Origin of the sequence: Microbacterium forte (genome assembly GCF_031885415.1) — a bacterium.
GTDB lineage: Bacteria > Actinomycetota > Actinomycetes > Actinomycetales > Microbacteriaceae > Microbacterium > Microbacterium forte.
In genome coordinates this window covers 2,789,804-2,815,051 of the sequence record NZ_CP116871.1, presented here as the reverse complement: position 1 = coordinate 2,815,051, position 25,248 = coordinate 2,789,804, and the positions used below count along the sequence as shown (strand labels likewise).

Annotated in this window: 25 protein-coding genes; 11 read left to right on the top strand and 14 right to left on the bottom strand. The window is 68.7% G+C overall.

The annotated features are described in order from the left end of the window. From OB895_RS13625 to hemE, 4 genes are all read right to left on the bottom strand, one after another. Positions 1–423, bottom strand: coding sequence for a hypothetical protein (locus OB895_RS13625; RefSeq protein ID WP_042541310.1), 423 nt, complete (start codon positions 421–423; stop codon positions 1–3). Between the two features lie 203 nt (positions 424–626). Then, positions 627–2,165: a protoporphyrinogen oxidase gene (gene hemG / locus OB895_RS13620; protein WP_079113682.1), complete on the bottom strand. Its 1,539-nt coding sequence runs from the start codon at positions 2,163–2,165 to the stop codon at positions 627–629. Between the two features lie 107 nt (positions 2,166–2,272). Further along, positions 2,273–2,611, bottom strand: a complete 339-nt coding sequence (locus OB895_RS13615; protein ID WP_079113683.1) for a metalloregulator ArsR/SmtB family transcription factor — start codon at positions 2,609–2,611, stop codon at positions 2,273–2,275. A gap of 99 nt (positions 2,612–2,710) precedes the next feature. After that, complete coding sequence (gene hemE / locus OB895_RS13610) at positions 2,711–3,733, bottom strand: uroporphyrinogen decarboxylase (RefSeq protein ID WP_079113684.1); 1,023 nt, start codon at positions 3,731–3,733, stop codon at positions 2,711–2,713. Positions 3,734–3,794: 61 nt separating this feature from the next. Here hemE and OB895_RS13605 point away from each other — a divergent pair, with 61 nt between their 5' ends. The 4 genes from OB895_RS13605 to OB895_RS13590 all read left to right on the top strand — a co-directional run bounded on the left by OB895_RS13605 (position 3,795) and on the right by OB895_RS13590 (position 6,536). Further along, positions 3,795–5,102, top strand: coding sequence for a glutamyl-tRNA reductase (locus OB895_RS13605; protein WP_079113685.1), 1,308 nt, complete (start codon positions 3,795–3,797; stop codon positions 5,100–5,102). Positions 5,103–5,247: 145 nt separating this feature from the next. After that, positions 5,248–5,505 (top strand): hypothetical protein, encoded by a 258-nt coding sequence (locus OB895_RS13600; RefSeq protein WP_079113686.1) that lies wholly within the window; start codon positions 5,248–5,250, stop codon positions 5,503–5,505. A gap of 36 nt (positions 5,506–5,541) precedes the next feature. Beyond that, complete coding sequence (locus tag OB895_RS13595; protein ID WP_079113687.1) at positions 5,542–6,114, top strand: HhH-GPD-type base excision DNA repair protein; 573 nt, start codon at positions 5,542–5,544, stop codon at positions 6,112–6,114. Next, entirely contained in the window at positions 6,111–6,536 is a 426-nt protein-coding gene (locus tag OB895_RS13590) for a DUF1801 domain-containing protein (protein ID WP_042541300.1), read from the top strand. The genes OB895_RS13595 and OB895_RS13590 overlap by 4 nt, the downstream gene beginning before the upstream one ends. A 57-nt stretch (positions 6,537–6,593) precedes the next feature. On the opposite strand, the gene OB895_RS13585 is transcribed toward OB895_RS13590, so the two are convergent. The 3 genes from OB895_RS13585 to OB895_RS13575 all read right to left on the bottom strand — a co-directional run bounded on the left by OB895_RS13585 (position 6,594) and on the right by OB895_RS13575 (position 9,446). After that, positions 6,594–7,979, bottom strand: coding sequence for a glycine--tRNA ligase (locus tag OB895_RS13585; protein ID WP_042541298.1), 1,386 nt, complete (start codon positions 7,977–7,979; stop codon positions 6,594–6,596). Between the two features lie 103 nt (positions 7,980–8,082). Then, on the bottom strand, positions 8,083–8,772 hold the full coding sequence (locus OB895_RS13580; RefSeq protein WP_042541296.1) for a GNAT family N-acetyltransferase: 690 nt from the start codon (positions 8,770–8,772) through the stop codon (positions 8,083–8,085). A 50-nt stretch (positions 8,773–8,822) separates the two neighbouring features. Continuing rightward, on the bottom strand, positions 8,823–9,446 hold the full coding sequence (locus tag OB895_RS13575) for a hypothetical protein (protein WP_311877940.1): 624 nt from the start codon (positions 9,444–9,446) through the stop codon (positions 8,823–8,825). Positions 9,447–9,488: 42 nt separating this feature from the next. Between OB895_RS13575 and OB895_RS13570 the strand changes: the two genes are divergently transcribed. Together OB895_RS13570 and OB895_RS13565 are read left to right on the top strand one after the other, a co-directional pair. Then, a complete protein-coding gene (locus OB895_RS13570; RefSeq protein ID WP_079113689.1) occupies positions 9,489–10,952 on the top strand; it encodes a peptide MFS transporter in 1,464 nt (487 codons plus the stop codon). A 57-nt stretch (positions 10,953–11,009) separates the two neighbouring features. Beyond that, on the top strand, positions 11,010–12,452 hold the full coding sequence (locus OB895_RS13565; RefSeq protein WP_079113690.1) for an MFS transporter: 1,443 nt from the start codon (positions 11,010–11,012) through the stop codon (positions 12,450–12,452). Positions 12,453–12,471: 19 nt separating this feature from the next. On the opposite strand, the gene OB895_RS13560 is transcribed toward OB895_RS13565, so the two are convergent. The 4 genes from OB895_RS13560 to OB895_RS13545 form a co-directional block, all read right to left on the bottom strand. Next, positions 12,472–12,867, bottom strand: a complete 396-nt coding sequence (locus tag OB895_RS13560; protein WP_056374541.1) for a hypothetical protein — start codon at positions 12,865–12,867, stop codon at positions 12,472–12,474. Positions 12,868–12,908: 41 nt separating this feature from the next. After that, entirely contained in the window at positions 12,909–13,832 is a 924-nt protein-coding gene (locus OB895_RS13555) for a serine hydrolase (RefSeq protein ID WP_042541288.1), read from the bottom strand. A gap of 179 nt (positions 13,833–14,011) precedes the next feature. Further along, complete coding sequence (locus OB895_RS13550) at positions 14,012–15,976, bottom strand: M13 family metallopeptidase (RefSeq protein WP_079113691.1); 1,965 nt, start codon at positions 15,974–15,976, stop codon at positions 14,012–14,014. A 63-nt stretch (positions 15,977–16,039) separates the two neighbouring features. Continuing rightward, on the bottom strand, positions 16,040–16,597 hold the full coding sequence (locus tag OB895_RS13545; protein WP_079113692.1) for a DnaJ family domain-containing protein: 558 nt from the start codon (positions 16,595–16,597) through the stop codon (positions 16,040–16,042). A gap of 114 nt (positions 16,598–16,711) precedes the next feature. Between OB895_RS13545 and OB895_RS13540 the strand changes: the two genes are divergently transcribed. Then, positions 16,712–18,031: an MATE family efflux transporter gene (locus OB895_RS13540; RefSeq protein WP_056374550.1), complete on the top strand. Its 1,320-nt coding sequence runs from the start codon at positions 16,712–16,714 to the stop codon at positions 18,029–18,031. A gap of 2 nt (positions 18,032–18,033) precedes the next feature. Here the strand turns inward: OB895_RS13540 and OB895_RS13535 are convergent, their stop codons facing one another. Beyond that, positions 18,034–18,501, bottom strand: a complete 468-nt coding sequence (locus OB895_RS13535; RefSeq protein ID WP_153302259.1) for a VOC family protein — start codon at positions 18,499–18,501, stop codon at positions 18,034–18,036. A gap of 70 nt (positions 18,502–18,571) precedes the next feature. Then, on the bottom strand, positions 18,572–19,231 hold the full coding sequence (locus tag OB895_RS13530) for a TrmH family RNA methyltransferase (protein WP_194285970.1): 660 nt from the start codon (positions 19,229–19,231) through the stop codon (positions 18,572–18,574). 70 nt (positions 19,232–19,301) lie between these two features. On the opposite strand from OB895_RS13530, the gene OB895_RS13525 reads away from it, so the two are divergent. After that, positions 19,302–20,591 (top strand): Nramp family divalent metal transporter, encoded by a 1,290-nt coding sequence (locus tag OB895_RS13525; protein ID WP_079113693.1) that lies wholly within the window; start codon positions 19,302–19,304, stop codon positions 20,589–20,591. A 122-nt stretch (positions 20,592–20,713) separates the two neighbouring features. Here OB895_RS13525 and OB895_RS13520 read toward each other — a convergent pair whose 3' ends face one another. Continuing rightward, positions 20,714–23,275 carry a rhamnogalacturonan lyase gene (locus OB895_RS13520; protein WP_079113694.1) on the bottom strand — a complete coding sequence of 854 codons (2,562 nt, stop codon included), beginning with the start codon at positions 23,273–23,275 and terminating at the stop codon, positions 20,714–20,716. 158 nt (positions 23,276–23,433) lie between these two features. Here OB895_RS13520 and OB895_RS13515 point away from each other — a divergent pair, with 158 nt between their 5' ends. From OB895_RS13515 to OB895_RS13505, 3 genes are read left to right on the top strand one after another with little or no spacing between them, the layout of a single operon-like run. After that, complete coding sequence (locus OB895_RS13515) at positions 23,434–23,736, top strand: hypothetical protein (RefSeq protein ID WP_042541277.1); 303 nt, start codon at positions 23,434–23,436, stop codon at positions 23,734–23,736. Positions 23,737–23,750: 14 nt separating this feature from the next. Continuing rightward, positions 23,751–24,383, top strand: coding sequence for a metal-dependent transcriptional regulator (locus OB895_RS13510; protein ID WP_042541275.1), 633 nt, complete (start codon positions 23,751–23,753; stop codon positions 24,381–24,383). Positions 24,384–24,438: 55 nt separating this feature from the next. Continuing rightward, on the top strand, positions 24,439–25,248 hold the full coding sequence (locus OB895_RS13505) for an HAD-IIA family hydrolase (RefSeq protein ID WP_042541273.1): 810 nt from the start codon (positions 24,439–24,441) through the stop codon (positions 25,246–25,248).

Sequence of the window (25,248 nt, the reverse complement as noted above, 5' to 3'; positions counted from 1 at the left end):
TCAGCTGCCAGACTTCGCGGCGGTGGAGCGCGAGGATGCCGGCTTCTTGGCCGCGGGCTTCTTCGCGTCGTCCTTCTTCGCGGCGTCCTTGACCTCTTCGACAGCGTCTTCGGTGGCGTCGACGATGTCGTCAGCGGCCTTGCGTCCGGCAGCGACAGCGGAGTCGAGTCGCTGACCTGCGGTCTTGTCGCCGCCGCTGGCCGACTTGACGACCTTCTGCACGCCGGTCCAGATCGCACCGGGCACTGCTGCGGCCTTGTCGCCGACGTAGCCCTTGACTTTGTCGACCTGATCCTGCACGGGGTCGAGGTTCCAGACCTTCAGCCACTGCGTCTTGATCTGCTCGTAACGCTCGCGTCCTGCGCGCGTTCCGAGTACGTATCCCACGCCGATTCCTACGACGAGTCCGATCTTCCCCTTCATGGGGTCTCCTCACGTTGTTCCGGTGTGAACGCCTGGGGCGAACCGACGGCGCGGAGCCGCCTGCCAGGTGTCCAGCGTAGCCCCGTATGCCGATTTCGGCATCTGTCAGGCAGAGGGTTGACAGCAGGGCGACTTTCGGGTTGACCTCAGGGTGCGCGTCACGCTCTCGGCCGCGCCCGGAACGCAGCCCCACGCCACGCGTGTCAGTCCCAGATCAGTGAGCGCCGCAGCCGATCGGCTTCCTCGCGCGCATCGGGGATCACCTGCGCGAGTCCGGTGCCGGCGAGCCACGCACCCACCGCCGCGAGGCCGGGAACGGCCCGGATGGCCGCGCGCGCCGCCTCCCGCCGCTCGCCCGAGCCAATGATCGACGCGGGCTGCGACTGGACGAACCGCGAACGGTGCGCACCGATGAGATCGCCAGGGGCGAGCGGAACGCCGAGAAGAGCGGATGCCTCCCGGAGCGCGAGCTGAGCAGTCGCGTCATCGTCGAGGCCTGCGGTGGCGGCCGGTTCTCCCTGAGCGCCGAAGGAGACGCGCACCAGATGCCGATCCCCGGCGGCGGCCCTGAGCCATTCCCACTTCGCCGTCGAGTGCGTGAGCGCCTTCGCTGTGTGGCTTCCTGGAACTGTGAGGACGCCCGTCCCCCGAGGAGCGCCCTGCAGTGCGGAGGCCCGCAGCAGCAGCGTGACGATCTCGATCTCGGGCGAATCCGCCGCCGTGGTCTCGGCGAGTGCGGGTGCGATGTTCTCGAGCAGACGCCGCGCCACCGCCTCCGAGGTGCCCAGCACCACGCCGTCGGCGCTGAACTCGAGGGCCTCCGTGGCCGACTCCGCATCGGCATCCGAATCCGCGAGCGCTCGCCCTTCGGCACGCACCGTCCAGCTCGCAGCCGACTGCGCGATCTCAGACACCCGCACGCCCGTGCGGACGACGCCGCCGAGCTTCTCGATGTCGGCGACCAGTGCCTCGACCAACACCATCATGCCGCCGGCGATGCCTTCCACGGCCGCACCGGGCGCCTGCGCCGCAGCCGCCTGCGCCGCCCGCGCCGCGCTCTCGTCACGCAGAGCCTGCACAGCACCCGACAGAGAACCGACGCGCGTAAGGGCGGCGTTGAGCCCGGGCGCAGCGATGTCGACATCGACGTCTTCGGGTGATGCGGAGTACACGCCCGTCGTCACCGGAGCCACCAGCCGGTCTCGCACCTTGACGCCCATGCGCGAAGACACCAGCTTGCCGAGGCTCTGGCTGTGGCCGATCGTGAGGGGCGGGCGCACGCGGTCGAGGTAGGCACGCCAGACTCCCGACCAGCCGATGATGCGGCGCACGTCCTCTTGGAACGGGTTGCTCGGGATGCCGAGGATGCCGCCGACCGGCAGCGGCGCGGCACCGACGCCGGGGATGCCCGCGAGCCAGGCGCTGCCTGCCGCCGGGGCGACGATGCGATCGGTGAGGCCGAGTTCGTCGAGGAGCGCTCGCACCCGTCCGCCCCGCGTCGCGTAGCTCTCCGCCCCGGCATCCACGACCACACCGTCGATCTCGGTCTGACGGATCGCGCCGCCGACGGCATCCGACGCCTCGAGCACGGTGACGTGCATGCCGACCTTGACGCATTCGCGAGCCGCGATCAGCCCCCCGATGCCACCGCCGATGACGACGATGTGGCGCGTGGCCGCGCGGGCTGCCAGCGTGGCGGGCTCGGCTCGGGACGACTCACGGTTCGCGGGATTCGACGGCATACGTCAATCCTTTCACCCGCGACCCGGTTGCCTCGCCGGTTGCGACCGGAGAAACGGGCACGGTGCGGAGATCCATCCAGGGGCCGCTCAGTCGAGGATGCGCCGACTCAGGCCTCGACGGCCGCAGTGGCGGCGCGCCCGGAGCCGCGCTTGCGCACCTCGCGGAGCACGATCTGCTCGGGGCACACGGTCGAGAGGAAGTCGCCGACGGAGAGCGCGAGACGCTCGCCGACGAGGGAGTACAGGATGCGGTTGGCATCGCGACGCTCACTGACGAGGCCCGCCTGGCGCAACACGCTCAGGTGCCGCGAGATCGTGGGGCCGCTCGCCGAGAACCGCGAGGCGATCTCACCCGCCGCGAGCTCACCGTCCTTGAGGTCCTGCAGGATCTGACGACGCGTCGGATGGGCCAATGCCGCGAAGATATCTGACGCACTGTCTGTCATGTTTGCAATATAGCACTCATGCTAGATAGCGTCCTGCGTCCGAGATGACGACGTCGGAACGAACCGCCCCTGGCTGTCAGATCGGGTGCACCGGTTCTGTCAGATCGAGTGCACCAGTTCGACGATGCGGGTGAGCTGATCGGGGTCGGTCTCGGGGGGAACGCCGTGTCCGAGGTTGACGATGTGGCCCCTGGCCGCGCGCCCGCGCTCGACCACGTCGCGCACGTGCGTCTCGAGCACCGACCACGGCGCCGAGAGCAGCGCCGGGTCGATGTTGCCCTGCACCGAGACGTCGGGTCCGAGGATCGCCGCGGCCTCATCGAGCGGCAGGCGCCAGTCGACGCCGACGCCGTCTGCGATGCCACCCAGGCGCATGTCATCGAGGAAGGGCCCGGTGCCCACGCCGAAGTGGATGCTCGGCACGCCGATGCCGTCGAGCGCGACCTTCGAGTGCGGAGCCACGAACGCGCGGTAGTCGGCGGTGCTCAGGGATCCGGCCCACGAGTCGAACAGCTGCACCACGGATGCTCCCGCGTCGCGCTGGATCTCGAGGAACCGGCGCGAGACCTGCGCCAGCCAGCCCGCGAGCCGGTTCCACGAGTCGGGGTCGGCGTGCATCATGGCGCGGGCCCGCAGGTGCTCCTTCGACGGGCCGCCCTCGACGAGGTAGGCGGCCAGCGTGAACGGAGCGCCGGCGAAGCCGATCAGCGGGGTCTCCCCGAGCTCTGCGGTGACGATGCCCACGGCCTCGGCGATCGCGGAGCCGTCGAGCGAGAGGGGATCGATGGAGGTGATGCGATCGACGTCACCCGCGGTGCGCACGGGATTCGCGAACACCGGACCGCGTCCGGCCTCGATCTCGACCTCCACGCCCGCCAGTCGCAACGGGATGACGATGTCGCTGAAGAACACCGCAGCATCGACGCCGTGACGCCGCACCGGCTGCAGAGTGATCTCGGCGGCGAGGTCGGGCGTGAGGCAGGCGTCGAGCATCCGCGTTCCGACCCGCAGCTCGCGGTACTCGGGCAGCGATCGGCCGGCCTGGCGCATGAACCACACGGGGGCGTGCTCGGGTCGGGGGCCGGTGAGGGCGCGCAGCAGCGGAGCGTCGGAGAGAGGCATGCGTCCATCCTCCCATCCGCCCCTGGGCCGACCTGCATGAAGCCTCAGGTAGAATCGAAAGGTGCTGCTGGTTGTCACGGCGAGTCACAAGACCGCCCCCTTCGAATTGCTCGAACGCCTGAGCCGCACCCCCGACGACGTCGCCTCCACGGTTGTGGACATGGCGTCCTGCGTGCAGGGTGCGGTCGTTCTTGCTACCTGCAACCGCTTCGAGGCCTACGTCGAGATGGACGAGCCCGTCACCGCCGCAGGTGCGATCGGCGTCGAGGCAGTGCTCGAGGCTGTCGAGGCGTCCACGGGCATCCGCGCCACCGAACTCGACGGCGCCTATGAGGTGCACTCCGGCCGCCGTGTCGCAGAGCACCTCTTCTCGGTCGCATCCGGCCTCGAGTCCGTCGTGTCGGGCGAGGGCGAGATCGCCGGCCAGGTGCGTCGCGCGCTCAAGTCCGCACGCAAGGAGGGCACGACCTCTCCCGAGCTCGAGCGCCTCTTCCAGCGGGCCAGCCAGGCGCAGCGCAAGGTCAAGAACGTCACTGCGCTCGGCCGCGCCGGTCGTTCACTCGTGCGCCTCGCTCTCGAGCTCGCCGACAGCCGCATCGTCGACTGGTCGGCCGAGCGCGTGCTTCTCGTCGGCACCGGCGCCTATGCGGCCGTCACCCTCGCGACGCTGCGCGAACGAGGAGCCGTGAACATCTCGGTGTACTCGCCCTCGGGACGCGCTGAGAAGTTCGCCGCGAAGCACGGCATCCGCCCGGTCTCCGCTGACGACTACGCGCGCGTCGCCTCGCGATCGAGCCTGCTGATCACCTGCACGACGGCGGCCGCTCCCGTGCTCACCCCCGAGCACCTGCAGGCGCCGACCGGCATCGCCCCTGAGGGCTGCCCCGTCGCATCCCACCACCAGATGGTCGTCGACCTCGGCATGCCGCGCAACGTCGACCCCGCTGTCGCTGCCCTCGAGGGCGTGGCTCTGCTCGACCTCGAGACCATCAGCCTGCACGCACCGCTCGAGGAGCTGCAGGCGACGGATGCCGCGCGCACCGTCGTGCGCGAAGCCGCCGACACCTTCCACGTCGTCGGCAGCCGCCAGAGCGTCACCCCCTCGGTCGTCGCGCTGCGGTCGCACATGTTCGCACTGCTCGAGTCCGAGATCGCCCGAGCCCGCGCCAGGGGCGACGACGACGGCAAGGTCGAGCAGGCCCTGCGCCACCTCACCGGCGTGCTGCTGCACGTGCCGACCACGCGAGCGCACGAGCTCGCCGCCACCGGCCGGGCAGACGACTTCGCCGCCGCGCTCTCGACGATGTACGGCATCGAGCCGATCGAGCCCGCGCAGGCGTCTGACGCAGACGACGCAGCGACCGCCTGAGGGCCTCACCTTCACTGCACGATCAGCCTCGGCCGAGACCCTCTCCCCCGGCTCCGATGATCTCGGCTCCGACGCCTGCACGCATCGTCCGTGCTTCATATCGTCGACCCATGACAAATCCCTTCCCCGAACGCAGACTGGGAGGATGCTCGTGGATCCGGATGTGATCGGCATCATCATCGCCCTCTTCGCGTTCACCGCGACCGTGCTCGGCGGAGTCTCCAGAATGCTCGCGAAGCAATCCCGGGGACTGGACACCCGCTTCGACAGCATCGATGAGAGGTTCACGCGAGTCGAGACGCAGATCACCGAACTCAGGGTCGAGCTCACAGCCGACATCGCCGACGTGAGAGTGTCCATCGCACGCCTCGAGGGTCCGCTCCCGAAGCTGCAGCGCATCTGACTCCACGTGCCGCGGCGGGGGTGCCAGACTGGACGCATGGCCCTTCACATCACCGGAGACACCGCCGCAGACGCCCTGCTCACCGACAACCCGCTCGCGCTGCTGGTCGGGATGCTGCTCGACCAGCAGGTCCCGATGGAGACGGCGTTCGCAGGACCCCTCAAGATCGAGCAGCGCACCGGCGCGACCGATGCGGCCACCATCGCGGCGATGGACCCCGACGAGTTCCTCGAGGCGTTCAAGACGACCCCAGCCGTGCATCGGTTCCCCGGTTCGATGGCGACTCGCGTGCAGACGCTCTGTCAGGAGATCGTCGATCAGTGGGGCGGAGACGCCTCGGCACTCTGGACCGAAGGCGACCCGTCGGGCGCCGAGGTGCTCAAGCGACTCAAGGCTCTCCCCGGCTTCGGCGAGCAGAAGGCGAAGATCTTCCTGGCTCTGCTCGGCAAGCAGTACGGGTTCACCGGCGCCGGGTGGCGCGAGGCCGCGGGCGACTACGGTACCGAGGGTTCCTACCGCAGCGTCGCCGACATCGTCTCGCCCGAATCGCTCACCAAGGTGCGCGAACACAAGAAGGCCATGAAGGCCGCGGCGAAGGCGAAGGCATGAAGCCCACCGGCGACGACGTCGCCGGGCTCATCGCCCGATCCACTCCGGCGGTCCGACGTCGGGATGCCGAGACCCTGACCGCCCTGATGCAGGAGATCACAGGCCGCGACCCTCAGACCTGGGGCACGATCATCGGATTCGGCAGCTGCCACTACCGCTACCCGACCGGCACCGAGGGCGACAGCGGACTCCTCGGCTTCGCGCCGCGCAAGGCGGCGACCACGATCTACCTGTTCGACGGCGTCGACGCGCACTCCGAGGCGCTCGAGAAGCTCGGCCCGCACAGCACGGGCGTCGGATGCCTCTACATCAAGGATCTCGAGAAGATCGACCTCGACGTGCTCCGCGGCATCCTCGAGCGATCGCTGGCCTGGGTCGAGGCGGGCGGCACCGATCAGGTGCAGCTGACCGTCACCGGGTGACGCGAGAGGCCCGCCGTCCTGTCGGACAGCGGGCCTCTCGTTCTGATCGTCCGAGCGTCACGCGCCCTTGAGTCGCTCAGCCAGGTACTGGTGCAGCTCGTCGATCGAGACGCGCTCCTGCGCCATGGTGTCGCGGTCGCGCACGGTCACGGCACGGTCGTCGAGCGAGTCGAAGTCGATCGTGACGCAGAACGGCGTGCCGATCTCGTCCTGTCGGCGATACCGGCGACCGATCGCACCCGCGTCATCGAAGTCGACGGCCCACGAGCTGCGCAGCGTGTCGGCGACCTCGCGAGCGAGCGGCGACAGCCGCTCGTTGCGGCTCAGCGGCAGCACGGCCGCCTTGACCGGGGCCAGCCGCGGGTCGAGCTTGAGCACTGTGCGCACGTCGGTGCCGCCCTTGGCGTTCGGCACCTCCTCTTCGCGGTACGCGTCGACGAGGAAGGCCATCATGGCGCGGGTGAGGCCGAACGACGGTTCGATCACGTACGGCGTGTAACGGTCGCCCGTGGCCTGGTCGAAGTAGGTGAGGCTCTGACCAGACGCCTCGCTGTGGCTCGACAGGTCGTAGTCGGTGCGGTTGGCGACGCCCATGAGCTCGCCCCACTCCTTGCCTGTGAAGCCGAAGCGGTACTCGACGTCGATGGTGCCGGCGGAGTAATGCGCGCGGTCGTCCTCGGGCACGTCGAACTGACGCATGTTCTCGGGGTCGATCCCGAGATCGATGAACCAGTTCCAGCACGCCTCGACCCAGTGCTCGAACCACTGCTGCGCGTCAGCGGGGGGCGTGAAGAACTCGATCTCCATCTGCTCGAACTCACGCGTGCGGAAGATGAAGTTGCCGGGGGTGATCTCGTTGCGGAACGCCTTGCCGACCTGGCCGATGCCGAACGGCGGCTTCTTGCGGCTGGCCGTCAGAACGTTCGAGAAGTTGACGAAGATGCCCTGTGCCGTCTCCGGGCGGAGGAAGTAGAGGCCCGACTCATCGTCGACCACACCGAGGTACGTCTTCACGAGACCCGAGAACGACTTCGGCTCGGTGTACTGGCCCTTGGTGCCGCAGTTGGGGCACGGCACGTCGGCGAGGCCGTTCTCCGCCTTGCGACCCTTGCGCGCCTCGAAGTCCTCGATCAGAGTGTCGGCGCGGAAGCGCTTGTGGCAGCTCAGGCACTCGACCAGCGGGTCGGTGAAGGTCGCGACGTGACCAGAGGCCTCCCACACGCGCTTGGGCAGGATGATGCTCGAGTCGAGTCCGACCATGTCGCCACGGCCGCGCACGAACGTCTGCCACCACTGGCGGCGGATGTTCTCTTTGAGCTCCGTGCCGAGGGGCCCGTAGTCCCACGCGGACCGGGAACCGCCGTAGATCTCACCCGCCTGGAAGACGAACCCGCGGTGGCGGGCAAGGGCGATGACCTTGTCAAGACGGGACTGTTCGGCCACGGTGGCTCCAATGGTCGCATGCGGGAAAGCCCGTGATCACGGGCACATCAATCTTATCCGCGACCGGTTCGCCTCAGGACCCTGGCCAGGTCTGTCCGAGCCCTCAGGCCGTGAAGAGGTAGCCCTTCTCGACATCGAACCCCGAGAGCGTCAGGCCGCTGCTCAGCAGACCCTCCATCTGCGCACGCAGACGGGTGCGCCATTCGTGCGCAGCATCCGGATCCTCGACGCGGATGCTCTCGATGTCGCTCGGGATCTCCAGCGTCTCCACAACCTCGTCGGATGCCGGCGACTTGGCGATGTCGGCGAGCGCCCATTCGACGTCGAGCCGGTCGCTCTCGTCTCCGGCATCGCCTCCGCCGAAGATGCCGTAGCGGTTCACCGAGTACCCGGTCACGCGGGCACCGAGCACTGTGAGGAAGAAGTGCGCGTTGCGGGCGACCAGCGGATCGAACGTCCAGGTGATGCGACCGACGTCCCGCGAGAACGCCCATTGGCGCTGGTGCTCTTTGAGCTCTCGTCCCCAGCCGCGTCCGCGGTATTCGGGCAGCAACGCCGTGATGTGCGAGTGCATCGCCCGGCGTCCGGGGGCGCCGAAGAAGGCGATCGAGGCCCCCACCATCCGCTCTTCCCCGTCCTCGGCATCGAAGAGTCCGACGACGTAGTTGCCCGACTGCTGAAGAGCTCGCAGAGTGCCGGCGTCGATCACGCGCTCGGGGCCGCGGATGGAGTCGAGCAGGCCCTGCGCGGCGATGATGAGTTCAACGGTGTCCAGATCACGGATGGTTCGCACGCCCCCAGTCTGCCCCTCCGGTCGCAGATATCGGAATCGAACACGGCTGCTCAGGCTCGCCCGCGCTCCGGAAAGGCCGTACCTCCCCCAGCGGCGAGCAACGCGGCGACGATCTCGAGGAACTCGTTCATCATCTCCTCGGTCATCTCGGGGAGCATCCCGTCCCAGTACGAGAGCACCGCGCCTCGGCCCTGCATCATCCCGGCAGGCCGGGCGAAAGCCCAGAGGTGAAGGTGCGCCGAACCGTCGTTGAACCTGCTGAAGTGACACCGCGCAACACCGGGGATGCTCTTCACGGCCTCCGAGATCCGCTGCATCAACGGCCCGAGCGCGGCAAGGACCTCGACGGGAGCGTCTTCGAGCAGCCAGTGCTCGCGCGGGGCGATCGCCCCGATGAACGGAAGCCCGCCCGGCTCCCATCCGGCCCGCACCTGCCACAGGTCGTCGTGCCAGATCGTGTGCTCATCGGGCTTGCACGAGCCGCAGTTCTCGGGATCGAGCTCCCCGTTGCGCGGCTTCTCGGGCACCAGCATCGGCTCGAGCGGACGCATGACGACCGACTCGTAGGCGTTGGCAGGCCCGTGCGTCATCCACGCACCGTCCGGGCGTTCTCCGTAGACGAGCCTGCGGTGGAACGGGGTGTCGGCGGGATGCTGCTCGAAGTCGACGCTCATCTGCATATCGAACCACGACGCGACCGGGCGTACCGTGGAGGAATGGCAACCAGCGACACGACGGCCGAGAAGTCCGACACCCGATTCTTCGGGCAGCCCTGGGCACTCGTCCACATCTTCGGCGTCGAGATGTGGGAGCGGTTCAGCTTCTACGGCATGCAGGGCATCCTGCTCATCTACCTGTACTTCTCGGTCACCGAGGGGGGTCTCGGACTCTCCCAGGCCGTCGCCGGCGGGATCGTCGGCGCCTACGGCGGGTCGGTCTACCTCTCGACGATCCTCGGCGCCTGGATCGCCGACCGGATGCTGGGCTCGGAACGTGTGCTGTTCCTCAGCGCGATCGTGATCGTCGCAGGGCACGTCGCCCTCGCCCTTCTCCCCGGATTCATCGGCGTAGGGGTCGGCCTTGTGCTCGTCGCGCTCGGCTCGGGCGGCCTGAAGGCGAACGCGACCTCCGTCGTCGGCACCCTCTACAGCGCAGACGACACCCGTCGGGATGCCGGATTCTCACTGTTCTACCTCGGCATCAACCTCGGCGCCTTCATGGGTCCGATCCTCACCGGCATCCTGCAGTCGACCCTCGGATTCCACTACGGCTTCGGGCTCGCCGCGATCGGCATGACGCTCGGACTCGTGCAGTACTCCTTCGGCCGCAAGGCGCTGCCGGACGAGGCACGACGCGTGCCGAACCCGCTGCCCTCCTCGCGCTACCCGCTCGTCGCGATCATCGCGGTCGCCGCCGTCGCCCTCATCGCGGCGCTGGTGCTCGTCGGCGTGGTCAGGGCCGACAACCTGGCGTCCATCGTGATCATCGGAACGATCGTCGCGACGGTGGCGTACTTCGCGGTCATCCTCAGCAGCCGCCGGATCGACGGCACCGAGCGCTCGCGCGTCTGGGGATTCCTGCCCCTCTTCATCACGAGCGTCGCGTTCTGGTCGCTGTACCAGCAGCAGTTCACCGTGCTCACGGTCTACTCCGACGAGCGCCTCGACCGCAACATCTTCGGATTCGAGATGCCCGTCTCGTGGGTGCAGTCGATCAATCCCGTGTTCATCATCATCCTGTCCGGCGTCTTCGCGGCGATCTGGACCCGCCTCGGCCGCCGTCAGCCCTCGACGCCGGTCAAGTTCGCACTCGGCGCGATGATCATGGGGGCGGCGTTCCTGCTGTTCCTGCCGTTCGCGGGCGGTGGCGCCAACTCCACCCCGTTGATCGCCATCATCGGCATCCTGTTCGTGTTCACGGTCGCCGAGCTGCTGATCTCGCCGGTCGGGCTGTCTGTCACCACGAAGCTCGCCCCGAAGGTCTTCCACACCCAGATGGTCGCGCTGTTCTTCCTGTCGATCGCGCTGGGCACGGCGATCTCGGGCTGGCTCGTGCAGTTCTACGACCCGAAGAACGAGGTGCCCTACTTCTCGATCCTCGGCGCCATCGCGATCGTGGTCGGCCTCGGACTGCTCCTCGCCGTCAAGCCGGTGCTGCGACTGATGAAGGGCGTGAGCTGACGATCGCCCCACGCGGGCTCGCGCCTCGGGTGTCTCAGACGCCGATAGCCTGAAGCGATGGGAGAGAACGACGATCGCGCGCGCAGAAGACTCTCCCGGACATCACCGAAGTGGGCGATCGTCGCGGTGCTGGCGTTCGCCGGTCTCTGCTCGTCGTTCATGTTCACACTGGTCGTGCCGCTGCAGGCCGAGCTTCCTCACCTGCTGAACGCATCCCGCGAGGACACCACCTGGGTCGTCACGATCACGCTGCTCGTCGCCGCGGTCGCCACCCCGATCTCCGGCCGACTGGGCGACATGTACGGCAAGCGCCGCGTCGTGATCGTGCTGCTCGGACTGCTGATCCTCGGGTCGCTGATCGCCGCGCTGTCCGGCTCGATCGTCGGCGTGATCATCGGCCGGGCGCTGCAGGGGGCGGTGACCGGTGTGGTCCCGCTGGGCATCGCCATCATGCGCGACGTGCTGCCGCCCGAACGCCTGGGCACCGCCGTCGCCCTGATGAGCGCGACGATGGGCGTGGGCGGTGCGATCGGGATGCCGGTGGCCGCCCTGCTCGCGGTGAACGCCGACTGGCACTGGCTGTTCTGGCTCGCGGCCGCTCTCGGCGTCATCGGCCTCGCCCTCGTGCTGCTCGTGATCCCCGAGGATGTGCTGCGGTTCCCCGGGCGCCTCGACGTGATCGGCGCGATCGGACTCGCGATCGGCCTCACCGGCATCCTGCTGTTCGTCTCGCGCGGCGCGGAGTGGGGCTGGACGGCACCGCTGACCCTCGCATGCATCATCGGAGGCGTGGGGGTGCTGCTGGTGTGGGGGTGGTATCAGCTGCGCACGAAGGATCCGCTGCTCGATCTGCGCGTCGCTGCCCGCCCCGCCGTGCTGTTCACCAACATCGCCGCGATCGGCATGGGCTTCGCCCTGTTCGCGTCGAACGTGACTTTCCCGCAGCTGCTCGAGGGCCCGACCGCCTCCGGTGCGGGCTTCGGACTCGACATGGTCTCCGCCGCACTCGTGATCATGCCGGCGGGTCTCGTGATGATGGTGATCTCTCCGCTGTCGGGCTGGCTCGAGCGCACCGTCGGGCCTCGCCCGCTGTTCACCGTCGGCGCCGCGGCGATCGTGCTCGCCTACGTGTTCGTGCTGCTGTGGTCGAGCGAGGTCTGGCACATCCTCGTCGGCAACCTGCTGATCGGCGTCGGCATCGGATTCACGTTCGCCGCCATGCCGATGATCATCATGCGATCGGTGCCCGCGAACGAGACGGGTGCCTCGAACGGACTGAACGCGCTCTTCCGCTCGATCGGCACGTCGAGTGCGTCCGCCGTGATGGGCGGGGTGCTCGCCGCCATGAGCATCGACGTCGGCGGGGTCTCGGTGCCCACAAGGGCGGCGTTCGATCTGTGCTTCTGGCTGGCGATCGGGGCCGGGATCGTCGCTCTGGTGCTGTCGCTGTTCATCCCCCGGCAGCGTGCAGCAGAGCAGCATCCGTCGCTGCCCGGCTAGCCGTCAGCCAGGATCGCGATCAGAGCACGCGCGGATCGGGATCGCCCGTCGTCGGCGCTCGCAACCGCGCAGGGATCGGCCACTCGAGCACGTACTGCTGCACGGGCGGACGCGCCATGTCGCCGAAGTCGTCGATCTTCACGACGATGCGTCCGGGAACGCCTTCGTCGTCGGGAGTGACCTCGAGGATGCGCACGCGAAGAGGCCTGTCGGCTTCACCCTCGAGCATCCACGGATCGGCGAGCCAGCCGATCCCCCGCTCCTCGAGCGCGGTCTCGGCGTCGAGCCACTCGGTGGGACCGGAGACCGGGCGACCCAGCACGTCGACGGCCACCCACTCGTCGCCGTCGGGGTGGATCCATCCGAGCAGCTCGCCGTCGTCACGGCGGTGCGGAGTCCAATCGGGGCGGGGCATGCCTCCAGGCTAGCGACGCCGCGGCGAGGGCGCCCGTGAGCTCAGTGCGTGTACTCCATGAGCTCGACCCCGAGCACGCGGAAGGCATCGTGTGCACGAAGCCGGTGCGTGATCGACAGGTCGTCGAAGCAGACGATCAGGGAATAGGCGACGCCGGCGCGTGGCCCGGCGAGGACTCCCGCCTCTGCCCGCACGCCGCGATCGCGCCCGGTCTTGTTGATGAACAGCAGACCGTGGGCGTCGTGGTCGTGAGCGAAGGGATCGAGGCCCGTCGACGAGGCCACCAGGCTCAGGTCCTGATTCAGACTGAGCCACTCGGACACCTGAGCGCTCACCGAGGCGCCCACCACCTGCGAGTTCACGAGTGCCGAGAAGAGTCCGGCGAATTCGCGCGCGGAACCCACGGCGACCTGGGGCGCGTCGTCGGGACCGCGCTCGTCGCGGAATCGATCGAGAAGGGCTGTGCGGCGGAGTCCGAGGGCCTCGATGCGCTCACGCACGCGATCGTGACCGACCCGCTGCAACAGGGCGTTGACCGCGATCGGGTCACCGGCTGTCGCCGCGAGCACGGCGAGATCTTCGAGCGGCAGCGCGGGCGCATGCAGGTGTCGCCAGAGACCCGAGGTCGACACCGACTCGACGGCGGTGCGCTCGACGATCTCGAGCGGGTCGAGGGTGCCTGCATCGAACGCTGCCGCCACCTCGATCAGCAGCGGTACGACCCCGAGCCCCGCGACAGGCATGGTCACATGGTCATCGCCGGAGAGGACATGCGTGTGGTTGTCGAGATCGACGACATGAACCGACACCTGCGCGCCCGCGTCCGCGAGCTGTTCGAGCGCCCGGAGGGTCGAAGTGAACGACCGCCGCCCCGAGGCCGCACGACGCGGCAAGCGTCGGCTGGGCCGCTGAGAGCGGCGCAGCGAGGCCAGTGGCGGGCCGTCGGCAGGCTCGGAAGCACCCACGCGTGATCCTTAATAGGGGGGTTGGATTGGCGGGATGCTGCGGTGTCCATCCTCCGCAGCACCGATATCGTAACCCCGTCAGGTGAGGATGCCCTACATACTCCGGTATACGGTCATCAGATCGTCATCCAGGAGACAGCAGGGCACCCGTCGACACCTGATCGGTTATAGAGAACGACTCACCAGATCGTCACTCGCGAACCCTGCGGCAGCCACAGCGCGTCGGATTCGGAGACGTCGAACGCCTCGTAGAAGGCGTCGATGTTGCGGACGATCTGGTTGCAGCGGAACTCGTTCGGCGAGTGCGGGTCGATCGTGAGCAGTCGCAGTGTCTCGGCGTCGCGGCTCTTCTGCTGCCAGACCTGCGCCCACGACAGAAGAAGGCGCTGCACGCCCGTGTAGCCGTCGATGACCGGGGCCTCCTCTCCGCCGAGCGCGATCTCGTAGGCCTTGAGCGCGATGCCGAGGCCGCCCAGGTCGCCGATGTTCTCGCCGATCGTCAGGGCGCCGTTGACGTGATGCTCGGCGTCGAGGCCTTCGGGCACGAGCTCGTCGTACTGCGCGATCAGTGCCTTGGTGCGCTGCTCGAACGCCGTGCGATCCGCATCCGTCCACCAGTCCTCGAGCTTGCCGTCTCCGTCGTAGCGGCTGCCCTGGTCGTCGAATCCGTGACCGATCTCATGGCCGATGACCGCGCCGATCCCGCCGTAGTTGGCAGCCGCATCACGCGACGCATCGAAGAACGGATACTGCAGGATCGCCGCCGGGAACACGATCTCGTTCATCGACGGGTTGTAGTACGCGTTGACCATCTGCGGCGGCATGTGCCACTCGTCCCGGTCGATCGGCTTTCCCACCTTCGCGACGTTGCGGTCGTGCTCGAAGATCGCCGCTCGCCGCACGTTGCCGAACAGGTCGGCGCGGTCGATCTCGAGGCTCGAATAGTCGCGCCAGACGGCGGGGTGGCCGATCTTCGGCGTGAACGAGTCGAGCTTGGCGAGAGCTCGCTCGCGGGTCTCGGCCGTCATCCACTCGAGGTCGGTGATGCTCTGCCGATAGGCCTCGATGAGGTTCGCGACGAGCTCGTCCATCGCCGCCTTCGCCGTCGGCGGGTAGTGCCGCTCGACGTACACCTTGCCGATCGCCTCGCTCAGCGCGCCCTCGGTCACCGAGACGCCGCGCTTCCACCGCTCGCGGATCGAGGGGACGCCGGTCAGCTCGGTGCCGTAGAACGAGAAGTTCTCCTGCACGAAGTCGTCGGTGAGATACGGAGCCGCCGCGTGAACGACCTGCGCGCGCAGCCAGGCCTTCCAGTCGTCGAGGCGCTCGGGGGTGAGCAGCGATCCGAGCCCTTCGAGGAAGCTCGGCTGCGAGACGACCACCTCGGCGAAGGCCTCGGGGTGGGCCGGCGCGACGGAGTCGCGCCACGGCTCGAGGTCGACACCGGCGAGCTCCTGGATCTCGGCCCATGTCTTGAGGTTGTAGGTGGCGACGGCGTCGCGACTGCGCACGTTGTCCCAGTGGTGGCCCGCGAGCTCGGTCTCGAGGGCGATCGAGCGGTCGGCGGTGCCCGCGGCATCGGCGACACCGGCGAGCGCCAGCAGACGCTCGAGGTGGGCGCGGTAGGCCGCTCGGGTCTCGGCGAAGGTGTCGAGTCTGAAGTAGCTCTCGTCCGGCAGCGACAGGCCGGACTGCACGATCACCGGAAGGTAGCGCTCGGGATTTCCGGGGTCGCCGTCGACGTAGAACCCGATCAGGTGCGCGCGACCGTCGCGGTCGTAGGCGCCGACGGTGCGCAGGAACGCGGGGATGTCATCGATCCCCTCGATCTCGGCGAGGGTCTCGGCGAGCGGCGTGACACCGGCCTCGGCGATGCGCTCGGTGTCCATGAAGCTCGCGAACAGGTCGCCGATCTTGCGGGCGAGGGTGCCCGATTCGGCATCCTGCGACTCCTCGATGATCGCCCTGACGTCCTTCTCGGCCTGCTCGGCGAGCAGATGGAACGAGCCCCAGCGCGCCTTGTCGCCGGGGATCTCGGTGCGGGCGAGCCATGCGCCGTTGACATGGCGGTACAGGTCGTCCTGCGGGCGGATGTCGGAGCTGAACTCGGAGGTCTCAAGGCCAGAGGGAAGCACGTCGGTCATGCCGACCAGCCTAGGCGTCGCTCCGACATTCGGGCGGGAACGGGCTGGCGGTCCTCGCCGACCTCAGCCCCGGCGACGGATGCCGAAGCGACGCGTGCGCGGCTGGATCGACTCCGGCGTCGGCCGGGCGGCCAGGCGCGCCGCACGACGCTCGGCCCACGCGGCCACCTCGGCGTCGATGTCGCGAGGCTCCGTCACGACGGGCGGTCCGCCCTGCAGCTGACGTCGAGCCTCGATGACCCGACGGTTGAAGTCCTCGAGCACCTCCCGCACGTCGACCTCGCGACCGAGCAGGTCGAGCTGGTCGTCGAGCTCTCGGTTCTCGGTCCGGAGCAGGATGGCGGGCGGACCGAGACCCGTCAGGTTCTCCTGCTCGATCTTGCGCCGGATCCACCAGTCCGGGTCGTGGTGCGTGCCGAGACCCTCGAGCGGCTTGCCGGCTCCGGGGAGATCGTCGAAGTCGCCCCTGCGGATCGCGACCTGGATCGCCGTCTCGATGAAGGCGGCCCGGTCGGTGGCTGCGGCGATGCCCGGTGCCGTGCCGGATTCGGCGTCCTCGCCGGCGTTCTCACTCTGCTGTCGCGCGCGGTACCTCGCCGCGGCCTCTCGTGGATCCGTCATGGGCGCCTCCGTCGCATCCGGGATTCCTCCAGGGTACGACTGCACGGGATCCGGCGGGCCGAGTGCGGGCGCGCTGGACGCTCTGAGGTCGGCGCCAGCCCATAGGCTCGGAGGATGACCGAGCGCACTCTCAATCGTGAGATCCTGCGCCTCGCCGTCCCCGCGCTCGGCGCCCTGATGGCGGAGCCCGCGTTCCTCATCGTCGACGCCGCCCTGGTCGGGCACCTCGGCACGACGCCGCTCGCCGGGCTCGGCATCGCGGGTGCGGTGCTGCAGACGATCGTCGGGCTCATGGTCTTCCTCGCCTACTCGACGACCCCGGCCGTCGCCAGGCTGTTCGGCGCCGGCCGGCCGGGCGAGGCCGTCTCGGTCGGGATCAACGGCATGTGGCTGGCGCTGGCGATCGGGGCCGTGCTCGCCGCGGCCGGGGCGGTCGCCTCGCCGTGGCTCGTGTCGCTGTTCGGCGCGAGCGAGGCCGTGGCCGCCGACGCCAACGCCTATCTGGTCGTCTCGATGTGGGGGCTCCCGGCGATGCTCATCGTGTTCGCCGCCACCGGACTGCTCCGCGGGATGCAGGACACCATGACGCCCCTGTGGATCGCCGGCATCGGCTTCGGCGCGAACGCGCTGCTCAACGTGCTGTTCATCTACGGGCTGGGCTGGGGCATCGCCGGGTCGGCGGCCGGCACGGTCGTCGCCCAGTGGGGCATGGTCGGCGCCTACGTGCTGGTGATCCGGCGCCTCGCCGCGAAGCACGATGCGTCGCTGATGGCGCAGCGAGCGGGCATGGGCAGCACTGCGCGTTCGGGCGGCTGGCTGTTCCTGCGCACGGTGAGCCTGCGGGCTGCGCTGTTGGCGACCGTCGCGGTCGCCACGGGCATCGGCACGGAGGAACTCGCCGGGTGGCAGATCGTCTTCACCATCTTCTCGGCGGCCGCGTTCGCACTGGATGCCCTCGCGATCGCGGCCCAGGCACTGATCGGCAAGGAGCTCGGCGCGGGCGACGAACGGCAGGTGCACCGGGTGCTCAGACGCACGGTCGCCTGGGGAGTGTGGTTCGGCGTCGTGGTCGGCGCGCTCATCGCGGCGCTCTCGGGTGTGCTCGGCATCGTGTTCACGGGCGATCCGTCGATCGCCGCGCTCGTGCAGCCTGCGCTCCTCATCCTCGCGGTCGCGCAGCCGATCGCGGGTGTCGTCTTCGTGCTCGACGGGGTGCTGATGGGTGCGAACGACGCGCGCTATCTCGCGATCGCGGGTGGCCTGAACCTCCTGCCGTTCCTCCCGGCACTCTGGGTCATCGCCGCGACCGGCGTCGACGACACCGCAGGTCTCGTCTGGCTCTCGGTCGCGTTCTTCGGGGTGTACCTGCTCGCTCGGCTGGCCACCCTCGGCTGGCGCGTGCGCTCGGGACGCTGGGTCACTGCCGGGGTCTGAGATCAGGCGTTCTCGAGTTCGGCGATCACGATCTTCTTCATGTGCATGAGCGCCTGGATCTGCTCCGGCCTCTGCTGCAGCAGATCGAGGCCTGCGGGCACGACCTGCCAGCTGACGCCGAACCTGTCCTTGCACCAGCCGCATGCCTCCGACTCCGGCACGGCCGAGAGCGCCTGCCAGTAGTGGTCGATCTCGGCCTGGTCCTCGCATCCGATCACGAACGAGATCGACTCGTTGAACGCGAACTCAGGTCCGCCGTCGAGGCATCCGAACGGCGAGCCGTTCAGCGTGAAGTCGCCGTTGAGGACCTTGCCGGTCATCCCTTCGAAGTGTCGATCGAGCGATTCGTCGGGGTAGAGCACCACCTGGTCGATCGACGAGTTCGGGAACACCGAGACGTAGTACTCCATCGCCTCCTGCGCCTGACCGTCGAACCAGAGGAACGGGCGGATGCGACTGATCTCTGCCATGTCGACCTCCTCAGATCGGCACTCACGCTACGCCCGCGCAGCCGCCGTGTCGAGAGGGTCCGCCCACCTGTCAGCCCGCGTGCCTCCGGCACCACTCGTACATGATCACGGCGGCTGCCGCGCTGGCGTTGATCGATCGCGTCGAGCCGTACTGCGTGATCTCGATATGGGCCGACGCCGCGGCGAGCGCGGCATCCGACAGCCCCGGCCCCTCCTGGCCGAACAGCAGCACGCAGCGCTGCGGCAGGTCGGCGCGGTCGACCGGCACTGCGCCGTCGACGTTGTCGACCGCGATGACCGGCAGCCCCTCTGCCGCGGCCCAGGCGGTGAACGTCTCCACGTCCTCATGGTGCACGACGTGCTGGTAGCGGTCGGTGACCATGGCGCCCCGTCTGTTCCAGCGGCGCCGCCCGATGATGTGCACGGTATCGGCGAGGAACGCGTTGGCGCTGCGCACGATCGAGCCGATGTTCATGTCGTGCTGCCAGTTCTCGATCGCGACGTGGAACGGATGCCGTCTGGTGTCGAGGTCGGCGACGATCGCGTCCATCCGCCAGTAGCGGTAGCGATCGATCACATTGCGCGTGTCGCCGACCGTCAGCAGCTCAGGGTCGTACTGCTCTCCCGCGGGCCATTCCGCCTCGCCTCCGGGCCACGGCCCCACTCCGTAGCCGGGCTGCGCCGACGATCCGCCTGTCTCTGCTGCATCCGCGGCCGCCTGCTCTTCCATTCCGCCAGGCTATCCGCCGAGCCCCGCACAACATATTTAGGTACACCGAAAAATCCGCTACGATTTCGGCATGCCTAAAAATTCCGCACTCGAGACGGCTGCGCCGACCGCTCGCGCCACAGCGCCCCGCAGCCTCTGGCTTCTCGGCCCCGCACTGGTGGCCGGCGTCGCGTATCTCGATCCGGGCAATGTCGCGAGCAATATGACCGCGGGCGCGCAGTACGGGTACCTGCTCGTGTGGGTCGTGGTCGCCGGCAACATCATGGCCTGGCTGATCCAGTACCTCTCGGCCAAACTCGGAGTCGTCACCGGTCAGAGCCTGCCCGAAGTGCTGGGAACGCGACTGAAGAACCCGTGGGCACGACGCGCGTACTGGCTGCAGGCCGAGCTCGTCGCGATGGCGACCGATCTGGCCGAGGTCATCGGCGGCGCCGTCGCTCTGTATCTGCTGTTCGACATCCCCCTGCTGCTCGGCGGGATCATCACCGGGGCGGTGTCGATGATCCTGCTGGCGGTGCAGAGCCGTCGAGGGCCCCGACCCTTCGAGTTCGTGATCATCGCGCTCATGGTGATCATCACCGTGGGTTTCATCGCGGGCCTCTTCGTCGCCCCGCCCGACGCCTCGAGCATCGTCGGCGGCCTCGTGCCCCGCTTCGAGGACACCGGATCGGTGCTGCTCGCCGCATCCATCCTCGGCGCCACGATCATGCCGCACGCGATCTACGCCCACTCGTCGCTCACCCGAGACCGCTTCGGCTCGACGACGACCGATGCGCCGACGGAGGCCGTGCGCACGGAGACCTCGCGCATCCGTCGCCTGCTCACCGCGACCCGGTGGGACGTCTCGATCGCGATGGTCATCGCGGGTACGGTGAATCTCGGCATCCTGCTGCTCGCGGCCGCGAACCTCGCCGGCGTCGAGGGCACCGACTCGCTCGAAGGCGCGCACGCCGCGCTGGCCGCAGGGCTCGGTCCTGTCGTCGCGACGTTCTTCGCGGTCGGGCTGCTGGCCTCGGGCCTCGCCTCGACGTCGGTGGGCGCCTACGCGGGGGCCGAGATCATGCACGGACTGCTGCACGTGCGCATCCCGCTGCTCGCGCGTCGGCTGGTGACTCTGATCCCCGCGCTCGTGATCCTCGGCATCGGCTTCGATTCGACGCTCGCCCTCGTGCTCAGCCAGGTCGTGCTCTCGTTCGGCATCCCCTTCGCCCTGATCCCGCTCATCGCGCTCACGGCTCAGCGCCGCACACTCGGCGTCTGGGCGAACCGCCTGTGGACGACGGCGGCCGGCATCATCGCGTCCGTCCTGCTCATCGCCCTCAACGGCGCCCTGCTCTGGCTGGTGCTCACCGGAGCCTGAACCGCAGCCCCTCGAGCAGACCGGCACCGGGACGCAAGACGCAGAGGTCAGGACGCAAGACGCAGGGCGCACAGAACCGCCCCGAGCCGGCACGGGAAGAGTCGACTCGGGGCGGCGGTCTGTCACCGAGAGCGGAGGTTCTCCGTCCATCGCGAGGTCGCGCCGTCGGCGATGCGGTAGCCGGCGTCCGGCACCGCCACGACGGTCACCTCACCGGTGACCCGCACCTTGCCGCCCGGCGATTCGACCTTCTCGCCGTTCACGTAGTAGCTGACGCCCTTCACGTTCGTCGGCACCTTGACCTCGTCGCGAGAGGTGCCCGGCTTGTCGGTGAACTTCGGCGCCTTCGGCTCCGTCGGGGCGGTCAGCACCGGCACGTTCGCCCAGTCGAGGTCGCTCGCGAGATAGAACGAGGTGTACGCCGGCTGGTTGTAGGTCGTCTGCTGACGCGCGGTCTCAGCCCGGTACTGCACATCGTGCATGAGGGTCGTGAGCTTGTGCGCCGTGGGCTCGGTCGTGGTGAAGAACCGCAGCGCGCTCGAGTCGGCCGTGCGCACCAGCAGCTCCTCGCGCCAGTCGCCCAGCACATCGGCGACGAGCGAGGGGTTGCCCTTCGTGCCGTTGTTGGTGAGCGAGCCCGTCGCGGTGAGCACAGTGCCTCGCGTCCAGTCGTCGATGGTCGGCGTCTGGTCGCCGCTGCCGTTGACGAGCTGCGTCGTCAGGTCGCCCGCCCAGCGGATCGACATGTTCGTGCCGGGCGTCTGCGCCTGCAGCACCTCGCCCGTCGCACTGAGCAGACCGCTGCCCTCCGTGCCGCCCGGCATGCTCGACCACACCTCGATGCCGGGCACGTCCGGCCGCACGTCGCCGATCATCGCCCGACCCGTGTCTCGGCCCGAGTAGGCGCCGAAGAGGGACTCTCCCGTGGCGGCATCGCGCATCACCGACCCGTACGGCGCGCTGGTCGCACCCTCATGAGCCGTCCAGATCTCCACACCGGCGCGGCTCGGATCGATGTCTGTCACGTGCATCGCGTCGCCGTGTCCCAGGCGCACCGATGCTCCGGGATCCGCACTGCCCTCGGGGAGCACGTCGAACGAGCTGTACAGCAGGCTGCCGTCGTCGTCGATCGTCGCGGAACCGTAGACGAGCTCCTGCCTGCCGTCGCCATCCACGTCGGCGAAGCTCAGCGAGTGATCGCCCTGCGTCGTGATCGTGCCGAACTCGGGGTCGCTGCCGTCGCGGCCGTGCGGCGAGTCGTTGAACGGGTTCGTCAGGGGCACGTGGCCGCTGTCGACATCCCAGCGGGCCTTCAGCCGCTTGCCGTCCCAGTCGAAGGCCGCGACGGTCGTACGTGTGTAGTAGCCGCGGGCGAAGACGGCGGACGGATGCTGGCCGTCGAGGTATCCGACTCCCGCGAGGAAGCGGTCGACGCGGTTGCCCGGCTCGATGCGCGACATCGCGTAGTCGCCCCACAGCAGGCCGTCGTCGCCGCGCTCGGTCGGATACGGGATGGTCTGCAGCTCCTTGCCCGTCGCGCTGTCGAAGACGGTGAGGTACTCGGGTCCGTCGACGATGAAGCCCTCGAACTCTCGCAGCAGGTTGCGAGCGCTGCGACCGGGCGCGTACACGTCGATGAAGGTCGTGGCGAGCTCCTGCGCCGACTCGGGCGAGAGCGGATACTCGTGCGTGACGGGCATGCCCCACGCCTCTTCGAGAGTGGCCGGCCACTGACCCGACACGACCTCCGCCCGCTCACTCCAGCCGAGGAACATCTCGACGAGGTGCTGCTCGTAGTCCGCGGCGCTGAGTCGGTAGTCGTCGTCGTTCGAGTAGCCCGCCTTGCGGTCGTCCTTCGGCAGCGTGATGTACGACTCGCTCGCGACGCTGCCGTCGGCGGTGTACTGCACGGACTTCGTGCCAGGGGCCGTCTTCAGCATCGTCTCGGAGCGTCCGTCGCCGTCGAAGTCGTAGACGAGGAACTGCGTGTAGTGCGCACCGGCGCGGATGTTCACGCCGAGATCGAGGCGATTGAGCAGCGTGCCATCGAGCTCGTAGGTGTCGAGGTAGACGGGGCCCGTGTAGCCGCGCTGCGAGACGTCCTTCGAGTTCGAGGGATCCCACTTCACGACGTACTCGTACTGCCCGTCGCCGTCGACGTCGCCGACCGACACATCGTTGGCCGAGTAGGTGTAGGCCTCGCCCTTCGGTGTGACGCCGTCGGCGGGCTTCTGCAGCGGAAGGTCGTAGTGCCCCTCCGCCCACGCAGACACGGACGGCGAAGCGGATGCCGTCAGCTCGACGCCGTTCACCACCGGCACCACGGAGTACTGCGATGCGGCCGCGCCGTCGGCATCCGCGTAGTTCGTGCTGTCGGTGATCGTGGCGATCTTCGCTCCGTCGCGGTAGACGGCGAAGTCGGGACCCGCGAGCCCCGTGGCGGTCGCACCGCTCGCCTCGGTGGCGAGCAGTCTCCAGCTGAGGAAGACACCGTCGGCGGTCGAGACGGCGACAAGACCGCGGTCGAGCGTCTCGAGCTGTGGCGTCTTCGGCCCGGAGTCATGGCGACCGGCCGTCGGCGCTGTGGGCGACGCCGCCGTCGCACTCTGCGCGCCTCCCACGAGGAGGCAGCCGACTGCGGCCACCGCCACGACGGCGCGGAACGATTGGTGTCGGATATTCATCGTCGAAATCCTTCTCTGGGCATGGCGCCCGCTCGGATAGCGTTTTCCCGTGCCCGGTCGAAGCTACCCGCAGAGCTCGTCCCCCGTCAAGGAATCCGGGCCGATTGACACGATTCACAGCGTGCGCGGCGGAGTGCTCCGACGGTTAGGCTCGAAGGATGTCTGCCGAAACCGCGCGCCGCAACGTCCGCATCCTCACCTGGATCGGCATCGCGACCGGCGTGATCGGCGGGCTGCTCGTCGCCTTCCCCACCGTGCTGCCCTTCGGCGGCCCCTGGGTGCAGCTCGCCCTGGGCATCGCGACCCTCGTGCTGGCCTTCCGCGCCCGCAAGATCGGCATCGCCGAGATCGAGGGGTTCGACGGTCGGCTCTCGCTCTTCGCCGCCCTGCTCGGGTTCCTCATCATCTTCTTCGCGGGGCAGGTCGCCTTCGGCATCCTCGTCGACGTCGCGAACCCCTGATCTAGGCTGGACCCGTGGCATCCCCTGCAGCAGACGACTACCTGAAGACCGTCTACGCGCACACCGAATGGCAGGACGCGCCGATCACCCCCTCGGTGCTCGCGGCGAAGCTGGGCATCGCCCCGTCGTCGGTCACCGAGATGGTCAAGAAGCTCGCCGCCGCCGGGCTCGTCTCGCACGTCCCATACGGCGCGGTGCGGCTGACGGATGCCGGCACGCAGCGAGCTCTGGCCATGGTGCGTCGGCACCGCCTGATCGAGACCTGGCTGGTGCAGGAGTTCGGCTACGGATGGGACGAGGTGCACGACGAAGCCGAGGTGCTCGAGCACACGATCAGCGACCGTCTGCTCGAGGGCATCGACGCACGCCTCGGACGCCCGCGGTTCGACCCGCACGGCGACGCGATCCCCGATGCCGCAGGCGTCGTCGAACGCGAGCCCTTCGTGCTTCTCGCCGATGCGCCGTCGGGGCACGTCGGACGCGTGCTGCGCGTCGACGACCGAGACCCGGAACTGCTGCGTGCTCTCGAGGGGGCGGGCGTCACCGTCGCCGCGAACATCACGACGACCCCCACGGGCATCGAACTCGAGGGCACCGCGACCGAGCTCCCCGACGGCGCCGCACAGGTCGTCTGGCTCAGCGCCTGAGAACCTCGTCAGAACCTGACACCTGCCCGTAACCGCCGCCGCATAGGCTGTGCACATGGCACACCGCGACAACATCGAATGCTGGCTGACCGACATGGACGGCGTGCTCGTTCATGAGAACGATGCCATCCCCGGAGCGTCCGAGCTGCTCGCAGGGTGGGAGCAGAACGAGATCCCCTACCTCGTGCTGACGAACAACTCGATCTTCACGGCGCGTGACCTGTCGGCCCGCCTCCGCGCCAGCGGGCTCATCGTGCCCGAGGAGCGGATCTGGACCTCGGCACTGGCGACGGCCGACTTCCTCGCGCAGCAGTTGCCCGGCGGCTCGGCCTTCGTGATCGGCGAGGCGGGCATCCTCACGGCGCTGCACGAGGCCGGCTTCATCATGACCGAGACGAACCCCGACTTCGTGGTCGTCGGCGAGACCCGCAACTACTCGTTCGAGGCGATCACCAAGGCGATCCGGCTCATCATCAAGGGCGCGCGCTTCATCGTCACGAACCCGGATGCCACCGGGCCGTCAGCCGACGGCGTGATGCCGGCGACGGGCGCGATCGCGGCCCTGATCACCAAGGCCACGGGCAAGGAGCCGTATGTCGTCGGCAAGCCGAACCCGATGATGTTCCGCTCGGCCCTCAACAAGATCGGCGCGCACTCGAAGAAGACCGGCATGATCGGCGACCGCATGGACACCGACATCATCGCCGGCATCGAGGCAGGACTGCACACCGTGCTCGTCATGACGGGCATCAGCGACGAGGCCGAGGTTGAGAAGTACCCGTTCCGCCCCGACGAGATCGTCGACTCGGTCGCCGATCTGCTGCCGACGGTCACCGAGTCGATTCCGACGCTCGACGAGGACTGA

What these genes read in the sequence shown, in the direction of transcription:
- OB895_RS13570 (WP_079113689.1), top strand. Translation starts at nt 9,489, where the DNA reads ATGGCAACCAGCGACACGACGGCCGAGAAGTCCGACACCCGATTCTTC.
- OB895_RS13595 (WP_079113687.1), top strand. Translation starts at nt 5,542, where the DNA reads ATGGCCCTTCACATCACCGGAGACACCGCCGCAGACGCCCTGCTCACC.
- OB895_RS13575 (WP_311877940.1), bottom strand. Translation starts at nt 9,446, where the DNA reads ATGAGCGTCGACTTCGAGCAGCATCCCGCCGACACCCCGTTCCACCGC.
- OB895_RS13515 (WP_042541277.1), top strand. Translation starts at nt 23,434, where the DNA reads ATGTCTGCCGAAACCGCGCGCCGCAACGTCCGCATCCTCACCTGGATC.
- OB895_RS13625 (WP_042541310.1), bottom strand. Translation starts at nt 423, where the DNA reads ATGAAGGGGAAGATCGGACTCGTCGTAGGAATCGGCGTGGGATACGTA.
- hemG (WP_079113682.1), bottom strand. Translation starts at nt 2,165, where the DNA reads ATGCCGTCGAATCCCGCGAACCGTGAGTCGTCCCGAGCCGAGCCCGCC.
- OB895_RS13540 (WP_056374550.1), top strand. Translation starts at nt 16,712, where the DNA reads ATGACCGAGCGCACTCTCAATCGTGAGATCCTGCGCCTCGCCGTCCCC.
- OB895_RS13520 (WP_079113694.1), bottom strand. Translation starts at nt 23,275, where the DNA reads ATGAATATCCGACACCAATCGTTCCGCGCCGTCGTGGCGGTGGCCGCA.
- OB895_RS13550 (WP_079113691.1), bottom strand. Translation starts at nt 15,976, where the DNA reads ATGACCGACGTGCTTCCCTCTGGCCTTGAGACCTCCGAGTTCAGCTCC.
- OB895_RS13530 (WP_194285970.1), bottom strand. Translation starts at nt 19,231, where the DNA reads ATGGAAGAGCAGGCGGCCGCGGATGCAGCAGAGACAGGCGGATCGTCG.
- OB895_RS13560 (WP_056374541.1), bottom strand. Translation starts at nt 12,867, where the DNA reads ATGCCCCGCCCCGATTGGACTCCGCACCGCCGTGACGACGGCGAGCTG.
- OB895_RS13590 (WP_042541300.1), top strand. Translation starts at nt 6,111, where the DNA reads ATGAAGCCCACCGGCGACGACGTCGCCGGGCTCATCGCCCGATCCACT.
- OB895_RS13615 (WP_079113683.1), bottom strand. Translation starts at nt 2,611, where the DNA reads ATGACAGACAGTGCGTCAGATATCTTCGCGGCATTGGCCCATCCGACG.
- OB895_RS13565 (WP_079113690.1), top strand. Translation starts at nt 11,010, where the DNA reads ATGGGAGAGAACGACGATCGCGCGCGCAGAAGACTCTCCCGGACATCA.
- OB895_RS13535 (WP_153302259.1), bottom strand. Translation starts at nt 18,501, where the DNA reads ATGGCAGAGATCAGTCGCATCCGCCCGTTCCTCTGGTTCGACGGTCAG.
- OB895_RS13525 (WP_079113693.1), top strand. Translation starts at nt 19,302, where the DNA reads ATGCCTAAAAATTCCGCACTCGAGACGGCTGCGCCGACCGCTCGCGCC.
- OB895_RS13545 (WP_079113692.1), bottom strand. Translation starts at nt 16,597, where the DNA reads ATGACGGATCCACGAGAGGCCGCGGCGAGGTACCGCGCGCGACAGCAG.
- OB895_RS13505 (WP_042541273.1), top strand. Translation starts at nt 24,439, where the DNA reads ATGGCACACCGCGACAACATCGAATGCTGGCTGACCGACATGGACGGC.
- hemE (WP_079113684.1), bottom strand. Translation starts at nt 3,733, where the DNA reads ATGCCTCTCTCCGACGCTCCGCTGCTGCGCGCCCTCACCGGCCCCCGA.
- OB895_RS13600 (WP_079113686.1), top strand. Translation starts at nt 5,248, where the DNA reads ATGCTCGTGGATCCGGATGTGATCGGCATCATCATCGCCCTCTTCGCG.